Genomic DNA, 14,296 nt, shown 5'->3' with positions numbered 1-14,296 from the left:
ACTCAAGCGCGAGCGAATGCCGCCGCGCCCTCACCGGCCACCGCGCCGCTGGCCATGCTGGCGGTCAGCAAATAGCCACCGGTCGGCGCCTCCCAGTCCAGCATCTCGCCGGCGCAGAACACGCCCGGCAAGGCCTTGAGCATCAGGCGCTCATCCAGCTCTTCCAGGCGCACGCCACCGGCGGTGCTGATGGCTTCGGCCACCGGGCGGGTGGCGCGCAGCGTCAGCGGCAGGCGCTTGAGGGTGCGGGCCAGATGGGCGGGGTCGTTGTACTCTTCCTTGCTCAAGACTTCATGCAGCAAGCCGGCCTTCAGGCCTTCGATGCCCAAACGGCTCTTCAGATGAGTGGACAGCGAGCGCGGGCCGCGTGGGCGCGCCACTTCGGCGGCGACGAAGTCCTCGCTGCGGTCGGGCAGCAAATCGAGGTGGACGGTGGCCGAACCGAATTCGGCGATCTCCTCACGCAAAAGGCTGGACGCGGCATAAACCAGCGAGCCTTCGATGCCGCTGGCCGTCACCACGAACTCACCCTGGCGTGCAAACTGGCGGCCACCCTGGCCTTGGAAATGCAAGGCCACCGGCTTGATCGGCAGGCCGGCGAATTTGCTGGCGAACAGCGCGCTCCAGCCCGGCTCTTCCGCGCCAGCGCGGCGTGGGCCCAAATCAAAACCGCAGTTGGCGGCACGCAGTGGCGCCACGCCCACGGCGCGGGCGCTCAGCAGCGGCAGCCAAGCTGCGTCGGAACCCAGCTGCGGCCATGAGGCGCCGCCTAGCGCCAGCACCAGTACATCGGCGCGCACCAGACGCTCCTGCCCCTCGGCATTCAAAAAACGCAGGCTTTGGCCATCGGCAGCCCAGCCCTGCCAACGCTGGCGCATCGAAAAACGCACGCCCGCTTCGCGCAGGCGATGCAGCCAGGCGCGCAAAAGCGGCGCGGCCTTCAGGCTGACCGGGAAGACCCGGCCGGAGCTGCCCACAAAGGTTTCCACCCCCAGCTTGGCGGCCCAGCCGCGCAAGCCCGGGCCGTCCAGCTTGTCCAGCCAGCGGGCGACTTCGGGTGCGCGCTCGGCGAAGCGCTGGTCAAACACCGGGCGGTCTTCGGAGTGGGTCAGGTTCAGCCCACCCTTGCCGGCCAACAGGAATTTGCGCCCTACCGAGGGCATGGCATCGAAGAGTTCAACATCCAAGCCCGCGGCGCGCAGGCGCTCGGCCGCCATCAGTCCGGCAGGGCCGCCGCCGATGACGATGGCGGATTTGGTGGGGGCTGGCTGGGACATCTGGCGCTTTCTGGCTGGGGCATGGGGGGCTGCGAGTGTGCCAGATTCGCCCCGCCCCGGCTCAAGAAGCTTTCAACAAGGCTTTGATTTGCTCGCCGAGCTCGGGCTTGTCGATGAAGGGGCTGGTCGGATTGCGTAGCTGCATCACGTCTTCCAGCCGGGTCTGCACACCGGCCAGCACCTTGGGGTGGCTGAAGACATAGAACTGCTTCTCGTCCATCGCCGCGAACACCATGGCCGCCACTTCCGCCGCGGTGACCTTGCCGGACGAGACCGCCTTGTCGCTCATGGCTTGCGACACCAACTGGCTCTTGGTTGGCTTGCTTGCCGCAAACTCGCCCGGGCGGTTGCGATGGCTTTGCGAAATGCCGGTGGGCACGAAGAAGGGGCACAGCACGGCGGCATGCACCTGGTTGCTGACGAGGGCCAGGTCTTGATAGAGCGTTTCGCTCAGCGACACGACGGCGTGCTTGCTGACGTTGTACACGCCCATATTCGGCGCATTGACCATGCCGGCCATCGAGGCGGTGTTGACGATATGGCCTTCATAAGCCGGGTCGGCCGCGGCGGCCTCCAGCATCATGGGCGTGAACAGGCGCACGCCGTGCACCACACCCATCAGATTCACGCCCAGCACCCACTCCCAGTCGGCCAGGGTGTTTTCCCAAACCAAGCCGCCCGAGCCGACGCCGGCATTGTTGAAGACGAAATGCGGGGCGCCGAAACGCTGCTTCACGGCGGCCGCCAAGGCTTCCATCTCGGCCGCCTTGCTGACATCCACCCGCTGCACCAGCATGGGCCGGCCTTCAAATTCAGCCGCCGCGGCCTCCAGGGCATCGGCTTGCACATCGCACAGCACCAAATTCATGCCGCGCGCCGCAGCAATACGCGCCACTTCGAGGCCGAAGCCCGAGGCAGCGCCGGTGATCACGGCCGTTTGGCCTGAGCAGTTCTTCATATTCATCCTTGGCCCCTCAGGGCAAACGCATGTCGATATGGGCAATACCGTCTTCGTCGTACACATCAGAGATCGGCACAAAGCCGAAGCCGGCATAAAAGCGCTGCAAATGGGCTTGCGCACTCAGCACCTGGGCCAGGCCAGGCCAGAGGCGCCGACCCTCGGCCACGGCCTGGCTCATCAGCTGTTGGCCCTGGCCTTGGCCGCGCGCCTCGGGCGCCGTCAGCACACGGCCGATGGCCGGCTCGGTCTGCGCGGGGCCTTTGAGCCCCGGCGGCAGTAGCCGGGCATAGGCCAGCAATTCACCGGCCTCATTGAGGCCGCGCAAATGCCAGGCCTCCAAATCAAGCCCGTCCGGGTCCAGATAAACGCACCGCTGCTCCAGCACAAACACCCGCGCACGCAGCGCCAGGATTTGGTAGAGCTGCGGTGCGCTGAGTGCAGTTAAACGCTCACAGTGCCAGATCAATCCCGCCATCACACCAGCTTGACCAACTGCTTGCCGAAGTTGCGGCCCTTGAGCAAGCCCAAGAAGGCTTCCGGCGCGCTGGCAATGCCTTCGGCCAGCGATTCGCGGTACTTCAAGCGGCCGGTGGCCACCAGGCCGCCCAGCTCCTTGAGCGCTTCGGGCCAGACTTCCATGTGCTCGCTGACGATAAAGCCTTCCACCTTCATGCGGTTGACCAGGATCAGCTGCGGCGCGGCCATCGGGATGGGCTCGCCGTTGTAGCCGGCGATCATGCCGCACATGGCGATGCGGCTGAAGGCATTGGCGCGCAGCATCACCGTGTCCAGAATCATGCCGCCGACGTTCTCAAAATAGCCGTCCACGCCCTTGGGGCAAGCCGCTTTCAGCGCGGCATTCAGCGACTTCACATCGGGGTGCTGCTTGTAGTCGATGCACTCATCGAAGCCGAGCTCTTCCACCACATAGCGGCATTTGTCTGCACCACCGGCCAGGCCCACGGCGCGTGCACCGCGTGCCTTGGCCAGCTGGCCCACCACGCCGCCTACGGCGCCGCTGGCGGCACTCACCACCACGGTTTCACCGGCCTTGGGGTTGATGATCTTCACCAGGCCGTACCAGCCGGTCACGCCGGGCATGCCGACGGCGCCCAGGTAGGCCGACAAGGGGATGTGCGTCGTGTCCACCTTTTGCAAGACGCCGCGCTGGGCCGCATCGACCACGAAATACTCTTGCCAGCCGCCCATGCCCACCACCTTGTCGCCCACGGCGAAGGCGCTGTTCTTGCTGGCCACCACCTCACCGGCGGTGCCGCCCAGCATCACAGCGTCCAGCGGCTGGGGGTCGGCATAGCTCTTGCCGTCATTCATGCGGCCGCGCATATAGGGGTCGAGGCTGAGGAAGTGGTTCCGCACCAGCACCTGGCCGTCGGCCAGCTCGGGCACGGGCGTCTCCACCAGGCGGAAATTGGCGGCACTGGGCTCGCCGCTCGGGCGCGAGGCCAGCACGATCTGGCGGTTGATGGCTTGGCTCATGGGGCGTTCTCCTGCTTCTTGGGTTTGTGGGGAAAGAATGCGGCTGATTGAACCACGAGCTGAAAGCGGCTGGCGTCCCTTCAGCGACAAGGGCGCGAGGCGGGTGCGGGGGTGGGCGATCCTCAGCTCGGTCCTGGCCTGACGACCTTAAAGAAACGCCGCGCTCGGTCGATAGCAATGGGTTTGACACAGTTTTCGCGGTTTATGCGGAGGCCCAAGTGATGGCGGAATAGGGGTGAAGACAGGTCCCAAAAGGGCCTGCCATCGCCGGCCAGCCATGCCTAGAATGGATTGGACTCGGCGGCTTCAAGCCCGCTGCTGACGCCGCCACCTGCTCACTCGACGACTCGCTCCGACCTTTCAGCTCAAGCTGAACCACGACCGCCCTAGTACCCTGGAGGACAGCATGCGTTTATCTGACTACCGACTCTCGACCCAGTTGATCGGTGCCTTTGTGATCGTCACCACGGTGATGGCTTTGGTCGGCCTGTTTGCAGTGCTGCAGATGAACCGCATCAACGATGCTGACACCCTGCTGTACGAACGCGATCTGGTGGGACTCTCGCTGATCAAGGAAGCGAAAACAGATATCGCCCTGGCCGGGCGCGCCGTGCGTGCCGCCTTGTTGGCGCCATCGATGGATGCACGCAAACTGGCACAGGAACAGGTGCAAAAGGCGGTCAAAGACGCCAAAAGCAATATCGATAAAGCCGTGCCACTGTTCTGGACCGAAAAGGGCAAGGAGCAAATGCGCCAGCTTCAGTCTGAATGGGCCGGCTATGAAGCGGTCATTGTCAAACTCGAAAAGCTGACTTTGAGCGCCCCGCTGGTGGATGCGACCGATGCCTCAGATTACTTGTTCGGCGACGCCGCTAAGCAAACCGGCCGCATACAAGAAATGATGTCGGCACTGAGCACCAGTAAGGAGGCAGCTGCCAAACAAACCTCCGACGACAACGACAGCATCTACCACAGCAGCCGCAATATCTCCGTCTTGCTGATCGCGCTGGGCATGGGCCTCGGCATTGGCCTGGGCTGGTTCATCAGCCGCCAAGTGACCGTGCCCTTGGCGCGCGCCGCCGAAGTGGCCGGCGCCATGAGTGGCGGCGATATGAGCATCGCCCTGCATGCCGAGGGCCGCAACGAAACCAGCCAGTTGCTGCAAGCCCTCGAAGGCATGCGGCAGCGCCTGCGCGACATCGTCGCCACCGTGCGCTCCAATGCCGAGAACGTCGCCACCGGCAGTGGCGAAATTGCCCAGGGCAATGCCGACCTGAGCCAGCGCACCGAAGAGCAGGCCAGCGCGCTGGAGCAAACCGCCGCCACCATGGACGAACTGAGTTCCACCGTGCGCAATAACGCCGACAACGCCAAGCAAGCCAATCAGCTCGCCCTGAACGCCTCGCAAGTGGCCACACGCGGCGGCCATGTGGTGGGCGAGGTGGTGGAGACGATGAAGGGCATCAACGACAGCTCCAAGCGCATCTCCGACATCATCTCGGTGATCGACGGCATTGCCTTCCAGACCAATATCCTGGCCCTGAACGCCGCCGTCGAAGCAGCCCGCGCGGGCGAGCAAGGGCGCGGTTTCGCGGTGGTGGCCTCCGAGGTGCGCAGCTTGGCGCAGCGCAGCGCGGAAGCGGCCAAAGAGATCAAGAACTTGATCAATGCCAGCGTCGAGCGGGTCGAGCAAGGCACCGTGCTGGTGGACAAGGCCGGCGAAACCATGACCGAGATCGTCGGCTCGATCAAGCGGGTGACCGATATCGTCGGCGAGATCAGCGCCTCCAGCACCGAGCAAAGCCTGGGCATCTCACAAGTCGGCGAAGCCATCACGCAGATGGACAAGGTGACCCAGCAAAACGCCGCCCTGGTCGAAGAAAGCGCTGCCGCCGCAGAGAGCTTGCGCCAGCAGGCCGATCAGCTGGTGGGGGCGGTTGCCTTCTTCAAGACCCGCTGAGCAAGCAATCCAAATCGGCCGAGTTCAGTCGGCCGATGATGAATCCGCCGAATCCTGCGCCTTGCGCTGCAAAGCCTTCAAAGCCCTGCCCTGACCCGGCAGGGCTTTGATGTATTTGAAGGTAGCTGTGGCATGGGCGCAGAGCCGGCCGTCCGCCGTGAAGATGGAACCCTCGCAAAAGGCCAAGGTGGCTGAGCTGTGCAAGAGCTTGCCCACGGCACGCAACTCACCCTCACCCGGGCGCATGAAGGAGGTCTTCATCTCCACCGTGACCACCCCCGGCCCCATGCCGGGTTGATCCATATGCACGCTGCGCGCGGCGTGCGCCATCGCCACATCCAGCATGGTCATCAAGAGCCCGCCATGCGCCACGGCAAATGAGTTGTGATGCTTCTCGCTCAGGTCGACCCGCAACTCCGCCGCCCCGCCGCCCCAGGCATGCAAGCTCAGGCCCAAGTCCTCGACAAAGGGGATGTGCACCGGGAAAGGAAGCGGGCCAGACTTCGCTGACTTCACGGGTTGGCTGTCGGCCTCACTCATGCGCCGTGCACCGCGCTGACGCCACCGTCCACCGCCAGGATTTGGCCGGTGATGTGCTTGCCGGCGGCGGAGGCGAACATGAGCGCCGCGCCCTTGAGGTCTTCGTCATCGCCGATGCGGCGCAGCGGCGCATGGGCGGCGAGATTCTCTTCGCCCAACGCGGCCAGCAAGCCCTTGGTCATCTTGCTGGGGAAGAAGCCCGGCGCCAGGGCGTTGACGGTGATGCCGAACTCGCCCCACTCCCCCGCCAACGCGCGGGTGAAGTTGACCACCGCACCCTTGCTGGTGTTGTAGGCAATCGTCTTCATCGCGCTGGGGTTGCCACTCAGGCCGGCGATGGAGGCCACATTGATGATGCGGCCATGGCGGCGCGGAATCATGCTCAGCTTGGCCACCGCTTGCGCCATCACGAAGAGGCTGCGCACATTGAGGTTCATCACCTTGTCCCAGGCCTCGATAGGATGGTCCTCAGCAGGCGCGCCCCAGGTGGCGCCGGCGTTGTTGATGAGGATGTCGATCTGGCCCAGGCGCTCCAGCGTTTCGTTCACCACGCGCTGGGCCTCGGCGGCGTCGGACACATCGGCGGCGATCCAGCGAGCGTCGATGCCGCGATCTTGCAAATGCGCCACGGCCTGCTCCAGATCGGCCGCCTTGCGCGAGCACAGCATGATCTTGGCGCCGGCCTCACCCAGGCTTTCGGCGATTTGCAGCCCCAGGCCGCGTGAACCACCGGTGACCAGGGCCACCTGGCCGGTCAAATCAAAAAGGCTTTGCACCGTGCGGGCTGTCGTCATGCGGAACACTCCAAAAAAGATTAAACGTCGTCAGTGAATTTGTTTGCTCAATCGGCCTTGAGCCGCGAGCGCAGCCAGATCAGCAGCACGCCAACCGCCGCGCCCAGCGCGCCGCCCACCATCAAAGCAAGGCCAAAGCTCTGGCCCATTTGCTCTTCAATGCCCTGGCGCAGCACGAACAAGCCCAGCACAAAAGCCAGGCTGCCGAGGTAGATGAAGATCCACACCAGGCGCTCGATCCAGGCAATGGCTTTGGGGCTCATCGCTCAAGCCTTCGCCCTGAATCGTCGCATTGCTGCCGCAGGCTCAGAACCACTCATCTTGCATCTCCCGGCACAGCGCTTCGCGCCGTGCCACCACGCCCAGCCAGGCGTCGATCTTGGGCAACTCATAGGCGAAGAAATAGCGCGCGGCGCTGCGCTTGCCTCGGGCGAACTCGTCATCGCGCTCGCACAGATGGCACACCACATCCAGCCACAACCAGGCCAGCACCAGGTGGCCGAAGGCTTGCAGATACGGTGTGGCGTTGGCCAGCGCTTCCTCGGGCTGGCCCGTTGACCAGGCCTTCTTTGTAGCCCCGCCGACTTGGCCCAGGGCCGCTGCGAGCTGGTTGCCCAGTGCCGCCAGGCTCGGCTCTTGCAAGGCCTGCTGCACGCTGGTGTTGATGCGCCCGGCCAGCGCCAGCAAGGCCTGACCCCCATCCATGGTCACCTTGCGGCCCAGCAGGTCCAGGCCCTGAATGCCATGCGTGCCTTCGTGAATCATATTGAGGCGGTTGTCGCGCCAATATTGTTCAACGGGGAAGTCGCGCGTATAGCCATAACCGCCCAGCACCTGGATGGCCAGGGAGTTGGCCTCCACGCACCACTCGCTGGGCCAGCTCTTGACGATGGGCGTCAGCACCTCCAGCAGCAAGCGTGCTTCTTTCGCTGCCTCGGCCGTGCCGGTGTGCTGTTCGTCCACCAAGCGGGCGCAGAACAGCGCCAGGGCCAGGCCGCCCTCCACATAGCTCTTTTGCGCCAGCAGCATGCGCTTCACATCGGCGTGCTCAATGATGGGGCGCTGCGGCTGGCTGGCATCTTTGCCGGCGGCGGTGAGCGCGCGGCCTTGCGGGCGTTGGCGCGCATAAGCCAGGCAGGCCTCATAGCCGGCATAACCCAGCATCACGGCGCCCAGGCCCACGCCAATGCGAGCCTCGTTCATCATGTGGAACATGCATTTCAGGCCCTCACCGGGCTGGCCCACCAGATAGCCGATGGCACCGGCCGCGCCGCCGGGCTTGAAGCGCCCCTCGCCAAAGTTCAGCAAGCAGTTGCTGGTGCCGCGAAAGCCCAGCTTGTGGTTGAGCCCGGCCAGGGCCACATCGTTGCGCTCACCGGTCAACTCGGCTTGTGCGTTGACCAAATGCTTGGGCACGATGAACAAAGAGATGCCGCGCGCGCCGGCGATCAGCCGGCCCTCGGCATCCGGGATCTTGGCCAGCACCAGATGGATGATGTTCTCGCCCAGCTCATGCTCGCCGGCCGAGATCCACATCTTGTTGCCCTTGAGGCGGTAGCGCGGGCCGAGCAGGTCGGCGGCAAAGTCAGCGCCATCGGGCGTGGCGCGGGTGACGATGTCAGACAGGCTGGAGCCCGCCTGCGGCTCGCTCAAGCACATGGTGCCAAACCAGCGCCCGGCCAGTTCTTGCCGGGCGAAGACCTCGCGCTGCATCGGCGTGCCATGCGCCAGCAGCAAATTCGCATTGCCGCTGGTGAGCATGGCGTAAGCGCCCATGGCCACACTGGCCTTGCTGAAAAAGGCGTTGGCCGCCATCTCCACCACACAAGGCAGCTGCATGCCGCCCCAGTCATAGTCTTGCGAGGCCGCCAACATGCCCGACTCGGCATAAGCACGCACCGCCTGCGCGGTGGGCTCGGGCAGATGCACCCGCTCGCCGTCGAAGCGGGGCTCCTCCACATCGCTGAGGCGGTTGAAGGGTGCGAACTTCTCGGCGGCGATGCGCTCGCAGCTGTCCAGCACCGCGCCAAAGGTCTCGGCCGAATGCTCAGCGAAGCGCTCGCGCGAGCTCAAGTCTTGCGCGTGCAGCCAGTCGCTCAGCAGAAAGTCCAGGGTTTGGCGCATGCTCATGGTCAGAGCACCTCGAACACGCCCGCCGCGCCCATGCCGCCGCCAATGCACATGGTGACGCACACCAGCTTGGCGCCACGGCGCTTGCCTTCGATCAGCGCGTGGCCGGTCAGGCGTTGGCCCGACACGCCGTAGGGGTGGCCCACCGCAATCGCGCCGCCATTGACGTTAAGGCGATCCAGCGGAATACCCAGCGTGTCGGCGCAATACAGCACCTGCACGGCAAAGGCTTCGTTGAGTTCCCACAGGTCGATGTCGGCCACCGTCAGACCCAAGCGCTTCAAGACCTTGGGCACGGCGAAGACCGGGCCAATGCCCATCTCATCGGGCTCGCAGCCTGCCACGGCAAAGCCGAGGAAGCGGCCCAGGGGCTGCAGGCCATGGCTTTGGGCGTAGCTCTCGCTGGTCAGCACGCAAGCACCCGCGCCATCGGAGAACTGGCTGGCGTTGCCAGCGGTGATCAGGCCGCCGGGCAAGGCCGAGCGCAGGCCTTGAATGGCCTCCACTGTCGTGCCTTCGCGCAGGCCCTCGTCGGCGCTAACGGTGACTTCACGCGTCGTCAGGCCCAGGGTCTTGTCGGCCACGCCCATGGTCACGGTGATGGGGGCCAGCTCGGCATTGAAGTAACCGGCGGCCTGAGCGGCGCAAGCGCGTTGCTGGCTTTGCGCGCCATAGGCGTCCATGCGCTCGCGGCTGATCTGGTAGCGCTTGGCCACTTGCTCGGCGGTTTGCAACATATTCCAGTAGATCTCCGGCTTGGCCTTGAGCAAGGCCGGGTCGGTGATCATGTGGCGGTTGGCTTCGTTTTGCACGCAGGAGATGCTCTCCACCCCGCCGGCCACATACACATCACCCTCACCGGCAATGATGCGCTGCGCCGCCATGGCGATGGTTTGCAGGCCACTGGAACAAAAACGGTTGATGGTGACGCCGCTGACGCTGATCGGCAGGCCGGCGCGCAAGGCGATCTGGCGGGCGATATTGCTGCCGGTGGCGCCTTCGGGCGTGGCGCAGCCCATCAGCACGTCTTCAATGCTGTCGGGGGCGATGCCGGCGCGCTCAACGGCGGCCTTGACCGCGTGGCCACCCAGGGTGGCGCCGTGAGTCATATTGAAAGCGCCCTTCCAGCTCTTGGCCAGAGGAGTGCGGGCGGTGGAAACGATGACGGCTTTGCTCATGATCTGTTCTCGTCTCTGTTGAATCAGGAGAAGGATTTGCCTTCGGCCACCAAGCGGGCCAGCAGGGGGGCGGGTTGCCAGAACTCGGCATCGTCCAGCGGATTTTTGGCGAAGCGCTGCATGGTCTGCACGACGTTGAACAGGCCCACCGTGTCGGCGTAGCACATGGGGCCGCCGCGCCACAGCGGGAAGCCGTAGCCGGTCAGGTAGACCATGTCCACATCCGAGGCGCGCTGGGCGATGCCCTCTTCCAGCAAATGCGCGGCTTCGTTGACCAGGGAATAGACCAGGCGGTGCACGATCTCTTCATCGCTGATCTGGCGCGGCGTGATGCCCAGAGCGGCGCGGTGCTTGTCCAGCATCTCGGCCACCACGGCCGAAGGCAGCGCGTCGCGCTTGCCCGGCGCATAGTCATACCAACCCGCGCCCGTCTTCTGGCCGTAACGGCCCAGTTCGCACAGCAGGTCGGCGCTCTTGGAATAGCGCAGATTGGGCTTCTCTTCGTAGCGACGCTTGCGGATGGCCCAGCCGATGTCGTTGCCGGCCAAATCGCCCATGCGGAAGGGGCCCATGGCGAAGCCGAACTTCTCCGCCGCGCGGTCCACTTGCGCGGGCGAGCAGCCCTCGTCCAGCAAGAAGCCGGCTTGGCGGCTGTATTGCTCGATCATGCGGTTGCCGATGAAGCCGTCGCACACGCCCGACACCACCGCCGTCTTGCGGATCTTCTTGGCCAGAGCCATCACGGTGGCCAGCACATCCTTGGCCGTGTGCGCGCCGCGCACCACTTCCAGCAGCTTCATCACATTGGCCGGGCTGAAGAAGTGCATGCCAACCACGTCCTGCGGACGCTGGGTGAAGCTGGCGATTTTGTTGACGTCCAGGGTCGAGGTGTTGGAGGCCAGGATGGCGCCGGGCTTCATCACCGCATCCAACTGCTTGAACACCGATTCTTTGACGCCGATTTCTTCGAACACGGCTTCAATCACCAGATCGGCATCACCGATCTCGGCATAGCTCAGCGTGGTGCTCAGCAAAGCCATGCGCTGCTGGTACTTGTCTTCCTTGAGCTTGCCTTTTTTGACCTGTGCTTCGTAGTTCTTCTTGATCGTGGCCACGCCGCGGTCCAACGCCTCCTGCTTGGTCTCCAAGATGGTGACCGGGATGCCGGCATTGAGGAAGTTCATGCTGATGCCGCCGCCCATGGTGCCGGCGCCAATGACGGCCACCTTGGCGATATTGCGGGTGGGTGTGCTCTCGGGCACATCGGCAATCTTGCTGGCGGCGCGCTCGGCGAAGAAGGCGTGGCGCAAGGCCTTGGACTCGGGCGTCATCATCAGCGCGGCAAAGCCTTCGCGCTCGGCCTTGATGCCTTCGTCAAACGGCTTGCTAACGGCAGCGGCCACCGCCTCCAGGCAGCGCAGCGGCGCGGGGAAGTTTTTGCTCATGCCGCCCACCATATTGCGGGCGAACTGGAAGTAAGCCTCGGGGTTGGCATGGCGGGCTTTGAGGTCGCGCACGCGCGGCAGGGGGCGCACTTGCGCCACCTCGGCGGCCAGGGCCAAGGCCTCTTCCATCAGGTCGCCGCTGGCGACACGGTCAAACAGCTTCTGGCCTGGCACCTGGGCCAGCAGTTCGGCATTGACCGGCTCGCCGCTGACGATCATGTTCAGCGCCGGCTCCACGCCAAGCGCGCGCGGCAGGCGTTGCGTGCCGCCTGCGCCGGGCAGCAAGCCCAGCTTTACTTCCGGCAAAGCCACCTTGGTGCCGGGCGCCACCACGCGGTAATGGCAACCCAGGGCCAGCTCCAGCCCACCGCCCATGCACACACTGTGGATGGCGGCCACGACCGGCTTGCTGCAAGCTTCCACCACGCCGATCAGGTCCAGCAGATTGGGTGCGGCCATGGCCAGCGGCGAGCCGAATTCCTTGATGTCTGCACCGCCCGAGAAGGCCTTGCCTGCGCCGGTGATCACCACCGCCTGCACATGGGCATCGCTCTCGGCTTGGCCGATGGCCGCAGCAGCCGCCTTGCGGGTGGCAAACCCTAGGCCGTTGACGGGCGGGTTGCTGAGGGTGATGACGGCGATATTGCCGCGGACTTCGTAGGTGGCTGTCATACAGAAAATCCTCTGTTCGTTAGCAAAAATAGAACGCTCGTTCGATTCTAGGCAGCAAAGCCAACAATTCGATGTCCCTGCAGTGACAATGGTGCATGAGCACAGCCAAGCCGGAACGCGCGCCCAAGCCCACGGACATGCCCACGGACACGCCCCCCCACAAGCCCAAGCAGCGCCGCAGCAGCATCGCCCGCCACTGGCAGGCCAGCGATGCGCGTGCCCTCAGCCAACTGGCCGTGCAGGCCACGCTGGGCGTCACCGAGATGGTGCAAGGCGTGCACCAATCCGTTTGGCGGCGCCTGGGTCTGGCCAAGCCGGAACAGACGCAAGCCAGCGGCATCAGCGGCCTGGTGTTTCGCAGCGTCAAAGGCGGCACCAAGCTGGTGGGCTTAGGGCTGGACATGATGTTGCGCGGCCTGGAACCCTGGTTGGCACAGTCGCTGGCGGGCCCCGTCAGTTCCCCCGAGCGCGAGGCTGTGCTGGCCGCCCTGAACGGCGTGATGGGCGACCACCTGCAAGCCAGCAACAATACCCTGGCCACCCCAATGAGCTTGCGCTGGCAGGGTCAGGTCTTGCAGGAGACGCCGCAAAGCTGGCCGGCCGCCGCAGCCGTGCAAGGCAAGGTTCTGCTGCTGCTGCACGGCCTGTGCATGAATGATTTGCAATGGCGCCCGCCGGGCGACAAGCAGCTTCACGGCGGCCATGCTCAGGCCCTTTGCGATGCGGGCGGCATGACGCCGGTGTTCCTGCGCTACAACTCCGGCCTGCACATCTCGCAGAACGGGCATTTGCTGGCCTCGCAGCTGGAGTTGCTGTGCCGGCGCTGGCCGCGCGCCATCGACGAGTTGCAGGTGCTAGCCCACAGCATGGGCGGCCTGCTGCTGCGCAGCGCCTACCAAAGCGCCTTGAGCCAGGGCATGCTGTGGCCGGCGCGCCTGAGCCGGGTCTACTTCTTGGGCACGCCCCACCACGGCGCGCCGCTGGAGCGGGCCGGCAATTGGATTGACGTGCTGCTGGGCAGCAGCAGCCACTCCGCCCCCTTTGCCAAACTGGGCCAATTGCGCAGCGCCGGCATCACCGATCTGCGTTACGGCAATCTGCTGGACTCCGACTGGCACGGCCAAGAGCGCTTCGCCCGCCGCCCCGATCAGCGCGAACACCTGCCCCTCCCCGCCCGCGTGGACTGCTTCGCCATTGCTGCCACGACTGCCGCCAAGCGCAGCCCCTTGGCCGAACGTTTGATTGGCGACGGCTTGGTGCCCTTGTCCAGCGCCCTGGGCGAACACGAGGACCCGGCACGCTGCCTGCACTTCGCGCCCGAGCGGCAATGGATCGCCTTCCGCACCGGCCACCTGGCCCTGCTGCATGACCCGGCGGTGACCAAGCAGTTACTGCTCTGGCAAGGCTGAGTGCGCTGCGGTTAACGCCGTGACTGCACTGCTTGCCACGGCGACCTCAATGCAGACAGGTTTGCCGACCATTTTTTGGACGAAGCACCTTGCGCCGAACTCCCCCCCTTGGTGCGATGGACGAATCACGCTGGCGAATCTCCAATGCACAGAGCCGTCTACCTATGGGTTGCCACCAAGCAGTTCACCCGGTAATGCAGCTCAGAATCGGGGCGAAGTTTTCCCTGTTATTTGATACGGTTGTTTCGCACAGAAAATGCCACACAAAGCCAAGCTGCAAGCCGCTTGCAGCCTAATCACATCGAACATGTTATGGAGACAGGGCGCCAAGTTATGCGGCACTGATGTCTCCACAAATCCAAGTTGAACTAAACCGCTGACGCGGTGACTGCGCTGGCTGCGGTCACCGCGTTTTTCATGGGCAGAAGTGTCG

At 64.7% G+C, this 14,296-nt stretch carries 12 protein-coding genes; 2 read left to right on the top strand and 10 right to left on the bottom strand.

Features of this window, described 5'->3' with window-relative positions; translation table 11 throughout:
• Positions 1-2 precede the first annotated feature (2 nt).
• The 4 genes from AABB87_RS18565 to AABB87_RS18550 all read right to left on the bottom strand — a co-directional run bounded on the left by AABB87_RS18565 (position 3) and on the right by AABB87_RS18550 (position 3,735).
• Positions 3-1,277: an NAD(P)/FAD-dependent oxidoreductase gene (locus AABB87_RS18565; protein ID WP_341972755.1), complete on the bottom strand. Its 1,275-nt coding sequence runs from the start codon at positions 1,275-1,277 to the stop codon at positions 3-5.
• A 61-nt stretch (positions 1,278-1,338) separates the two neighbouring features.
• A complete protein-coding gene (locus AABB87_RS18560; RefSeq protein ID WP_341972889.1) occupies positions 1,339-2,235 on the bottom strand; it encodes an SDR family oxidoreductase in 897 nt (298 codons plus the stop codon).
• 16 nt (positions 2,236-2,251) lie between these two features.
• Positions 2,252-2,713, bottom strand: a complete 462-nt coding sequence (locus tag AABB87_RS18555) for a GNAT family N-acetyltransferase (RefSeq protein ID WP_341972754.1) — start codon at positions 2,711-2,713, stop codon at positions 2,252-2,254.
• Complete coding sequence (locus tag AABB87_RS18550) at positions 2,713-3,735, bottom strand: NADP-dependent oxidoreductase (protein ID WP_341972753.1); 1,023 nt, start codon at positions 3,733-3,735, stop codon at positions 2,713-2,715. The genes AABB87_RS18555 and AABB87_RS18550 overlap by 1 nt, the downstream gene beginning before the upstream one ends.
• Before the next feature lie 406 nt (positions 3,736-4,141).
• Between AABB87_RS18550 and AABB87_RS18545 the strand changes: the two genes are divergently transcribed.
• The gene (locus AABB87_RS18545; protein WP_341972752.1) at positions 4,142-5,695 is read left to right on the top strand and encodes a methyl-accepting chemotaxis protein; all 1,554 of its coding nucleotides are present in this window, start codon (positions 4,142-4,144) and stop codon (positions 5,693-5,695) included.
• 24 nt (positions 5,696-5,719) lie between these two features.
• On the opposite strand, the gene AABB87_RS18540 is transcribed toward AABB87_RS18545, so the two are convergent.
• Genes AABB87_RS18540 through AABB87_RS18515 form a run of 6 tightly spaced genes read right to left on the bottom strand, consistent with a single transcriptional unit; the run spans position 5,720 to position 12,454 of the window.
• Positions 5,720-6,235: a PaaI family thioesterase gene (locus tag AABB87_RS18540; RefSeq protein ID WP_341972751.1), complete on the bottom strand. Its 516-nt coding sequence runs from the start codon at positions 6,233-6,235 to the stop codon at positions 5,720-5,722.
• Positions 6,232-7,029, bottom strand: coding sequence for an SDR family oxidoreductase (locus tag AABB87_RS18535; protein WP_058718888.1), 798 nt, complete (start codon positions 7,027-7,029; stop codon positions 6,232-6,234). Before AABB87_RS18535 ends, AABB87_RS18540 begins: the two co-directional genes overlap by 4 nt.
• A gap of 47 nt (positions 7,030-7,076) precedes the next feature.
• Positions 7,077-7,292, bottom strand: coding sequence for a hypothetical protein (locus AABB87_RS18530; RefSeq protein ID WP_341972750.1), 216 nt, complete (start codon positions 7,290-7,292; stop codon positions 7,077-7,079).
• A 43-nt stretch (positions 7,293-7,335) separates the two neighbouring features.
• Positions 7,336-9,159 carry an acyl-CoA dehydrogenase gene (locus tag AABB87_RS18525; RefSeq protein ID WP_341972749.1) on the bottom strand — a complete coding sequence of 608 codons (1,824 nt, stop codon included), beginning with the start codon at positions 9,157-9,159 and terminating at the stop codon, positions 7,336-7,338.
• Between the two features lie 2 nt (positions 9,160-9,161).
• Positions 9,162-10,337, bottom strand: a complete 1,176-nt coding sequence (locus AABB87_RS18520) for an acetyl-CoA C-acyltransferase (protein WP_341972748.1) — start codon at positions 10,335-10,337, stop codon at positions 9,162-9,164.
• Between the two features lie 23 nt (positions 10,338-10,360).
• Positions 10,361-12,454: a 3-hydroxyacyl-CoA dehydrogenase NAD-binding domain-containing protein gene (locus tag AABB87_RS18515; protein WP_341972747.1), complete on the bottom strand. Its 2,094-nt coding sequence runs from the start codon at positions 12,452-12,454 to the stop codon at positions 10,361-10,363.
• Positions 12,455-12,549: 95 nt separating this feature from the next.
• On the opposite strand from AABB87_RS18515, the gene AABB87_RS18510 reads away from it, so the two are divergent.
• Positions 12,550-13,863, top strand: a complete 1,314-nt coding sequence (locus tag AABB87_RS18510) for an esterase/lipase family protein (protein ID WP_341972746.1) — start codon at positions 12,550-12,552, stop codon at positions 13,861-13,863.
• Positions 13,864-14,296 lie beyond the last annotated feature (433 nt).

This window comes from Roseateles sp. PN1, from assembly GCF_038419725.1.
Taxonomy (GTDB): Bacteria; Pseudomonadota; Gammaproteobacteria; order Burkholderiales; family Burkholderiaceae_C; genus Paucibacter_A.
Note: the sequence above shows the minus strand (reverse complement) of the source record. Positions and strands in the feature narration are given on the sequence as shown.

Bases quoted from the DNA above. Each gene is read 5' to 3' on its own strand.
- AABB87_RS18555 (WP_341972754.1), bottom strand. From the start codon at position 2,713: ATGGCGGGATTGATCTGGCACTGTGAGCGTTTAACTGCACTCAGCGCA.
- AABB87_RS18545 (WP_341972752.1), top strand. From the start codon at position 4,142: ATGCGTTTATCTGACTACCGACTCTCGACCCAGTTGATCGGTGCCTTT.
- AABB87_RS18510 (WP_341972746.1), top strand. From the start codon at position 12,550: ATGAGCACAGCCAAGCCGGAACGCGCGCCCAAGCCCACGGACATGCCC.
- AABB87_RS18550 (WP_341972753.1), bottom strand. From the start codon at position 3,735: ATGAGCCAAGCCATCAACCGCCAGATCGTGCTGGCCTCGCGCCCGAGC.
- AABB87_RS18525 (WP_341972749.1), bottom strand. From the start codon at position 9,159: ATGAGCATGCGCCAAACCCTGGACTTTCTGCTGAGCGACTGGCTGCAC.
- AABB87_RS18540 (WP_341972751.1), bottom strand. From the start codon at position 6,235: ATGAGTGAGGCCGACAGCCAACCCGTGAAGTCAGCGAAGTCTGGCCCG.
- AABB87_RS18530 (WP_341972750.1), bottom strand. From the start codon at position 7,292: ATGAGCCCCAAAGCCATTGCCTGGATCGAGCGCCTGGTGTGGATCTTC.
- AABB87_RS18535 (WP_058718888.1), bottom strand. From the start codon at position 7,029: ATGACGACAGCCCGCACGGTGCAAAGCCTTTTTGATTTGACCGGCCAG.
- AABB87_RS18565 (WP_341972755.1), bottom strand. From the start codon at position 1,277: ATGTCCCAGCCAGCCCCCACCAAATCCGCCATCGTCATCGGCGGCGGC.
- AABB87_RS18520 (WP_341972748.1), bottom strand. From the start codon at position 10,337: ATGAGCAAAGCCGTCATCGTTTCCACCGCCCGCACTCCTCTGGCCAAG.
- AABB87_RS18560 (WP_341972889.1), bottom strand. From the start codon at position 2,235: ATGAAGAACTGCTCAGGCCAAACGGCCGTGATCACCGGCGCTGCCTCG.
- AABB87_RS18515 (WP_341972747.1), bottom strand. From the start codon at position 12,454: ATGACAGCCACCTACGAAGTCCGCGGCAATATCGCCGTCATCACCCTC.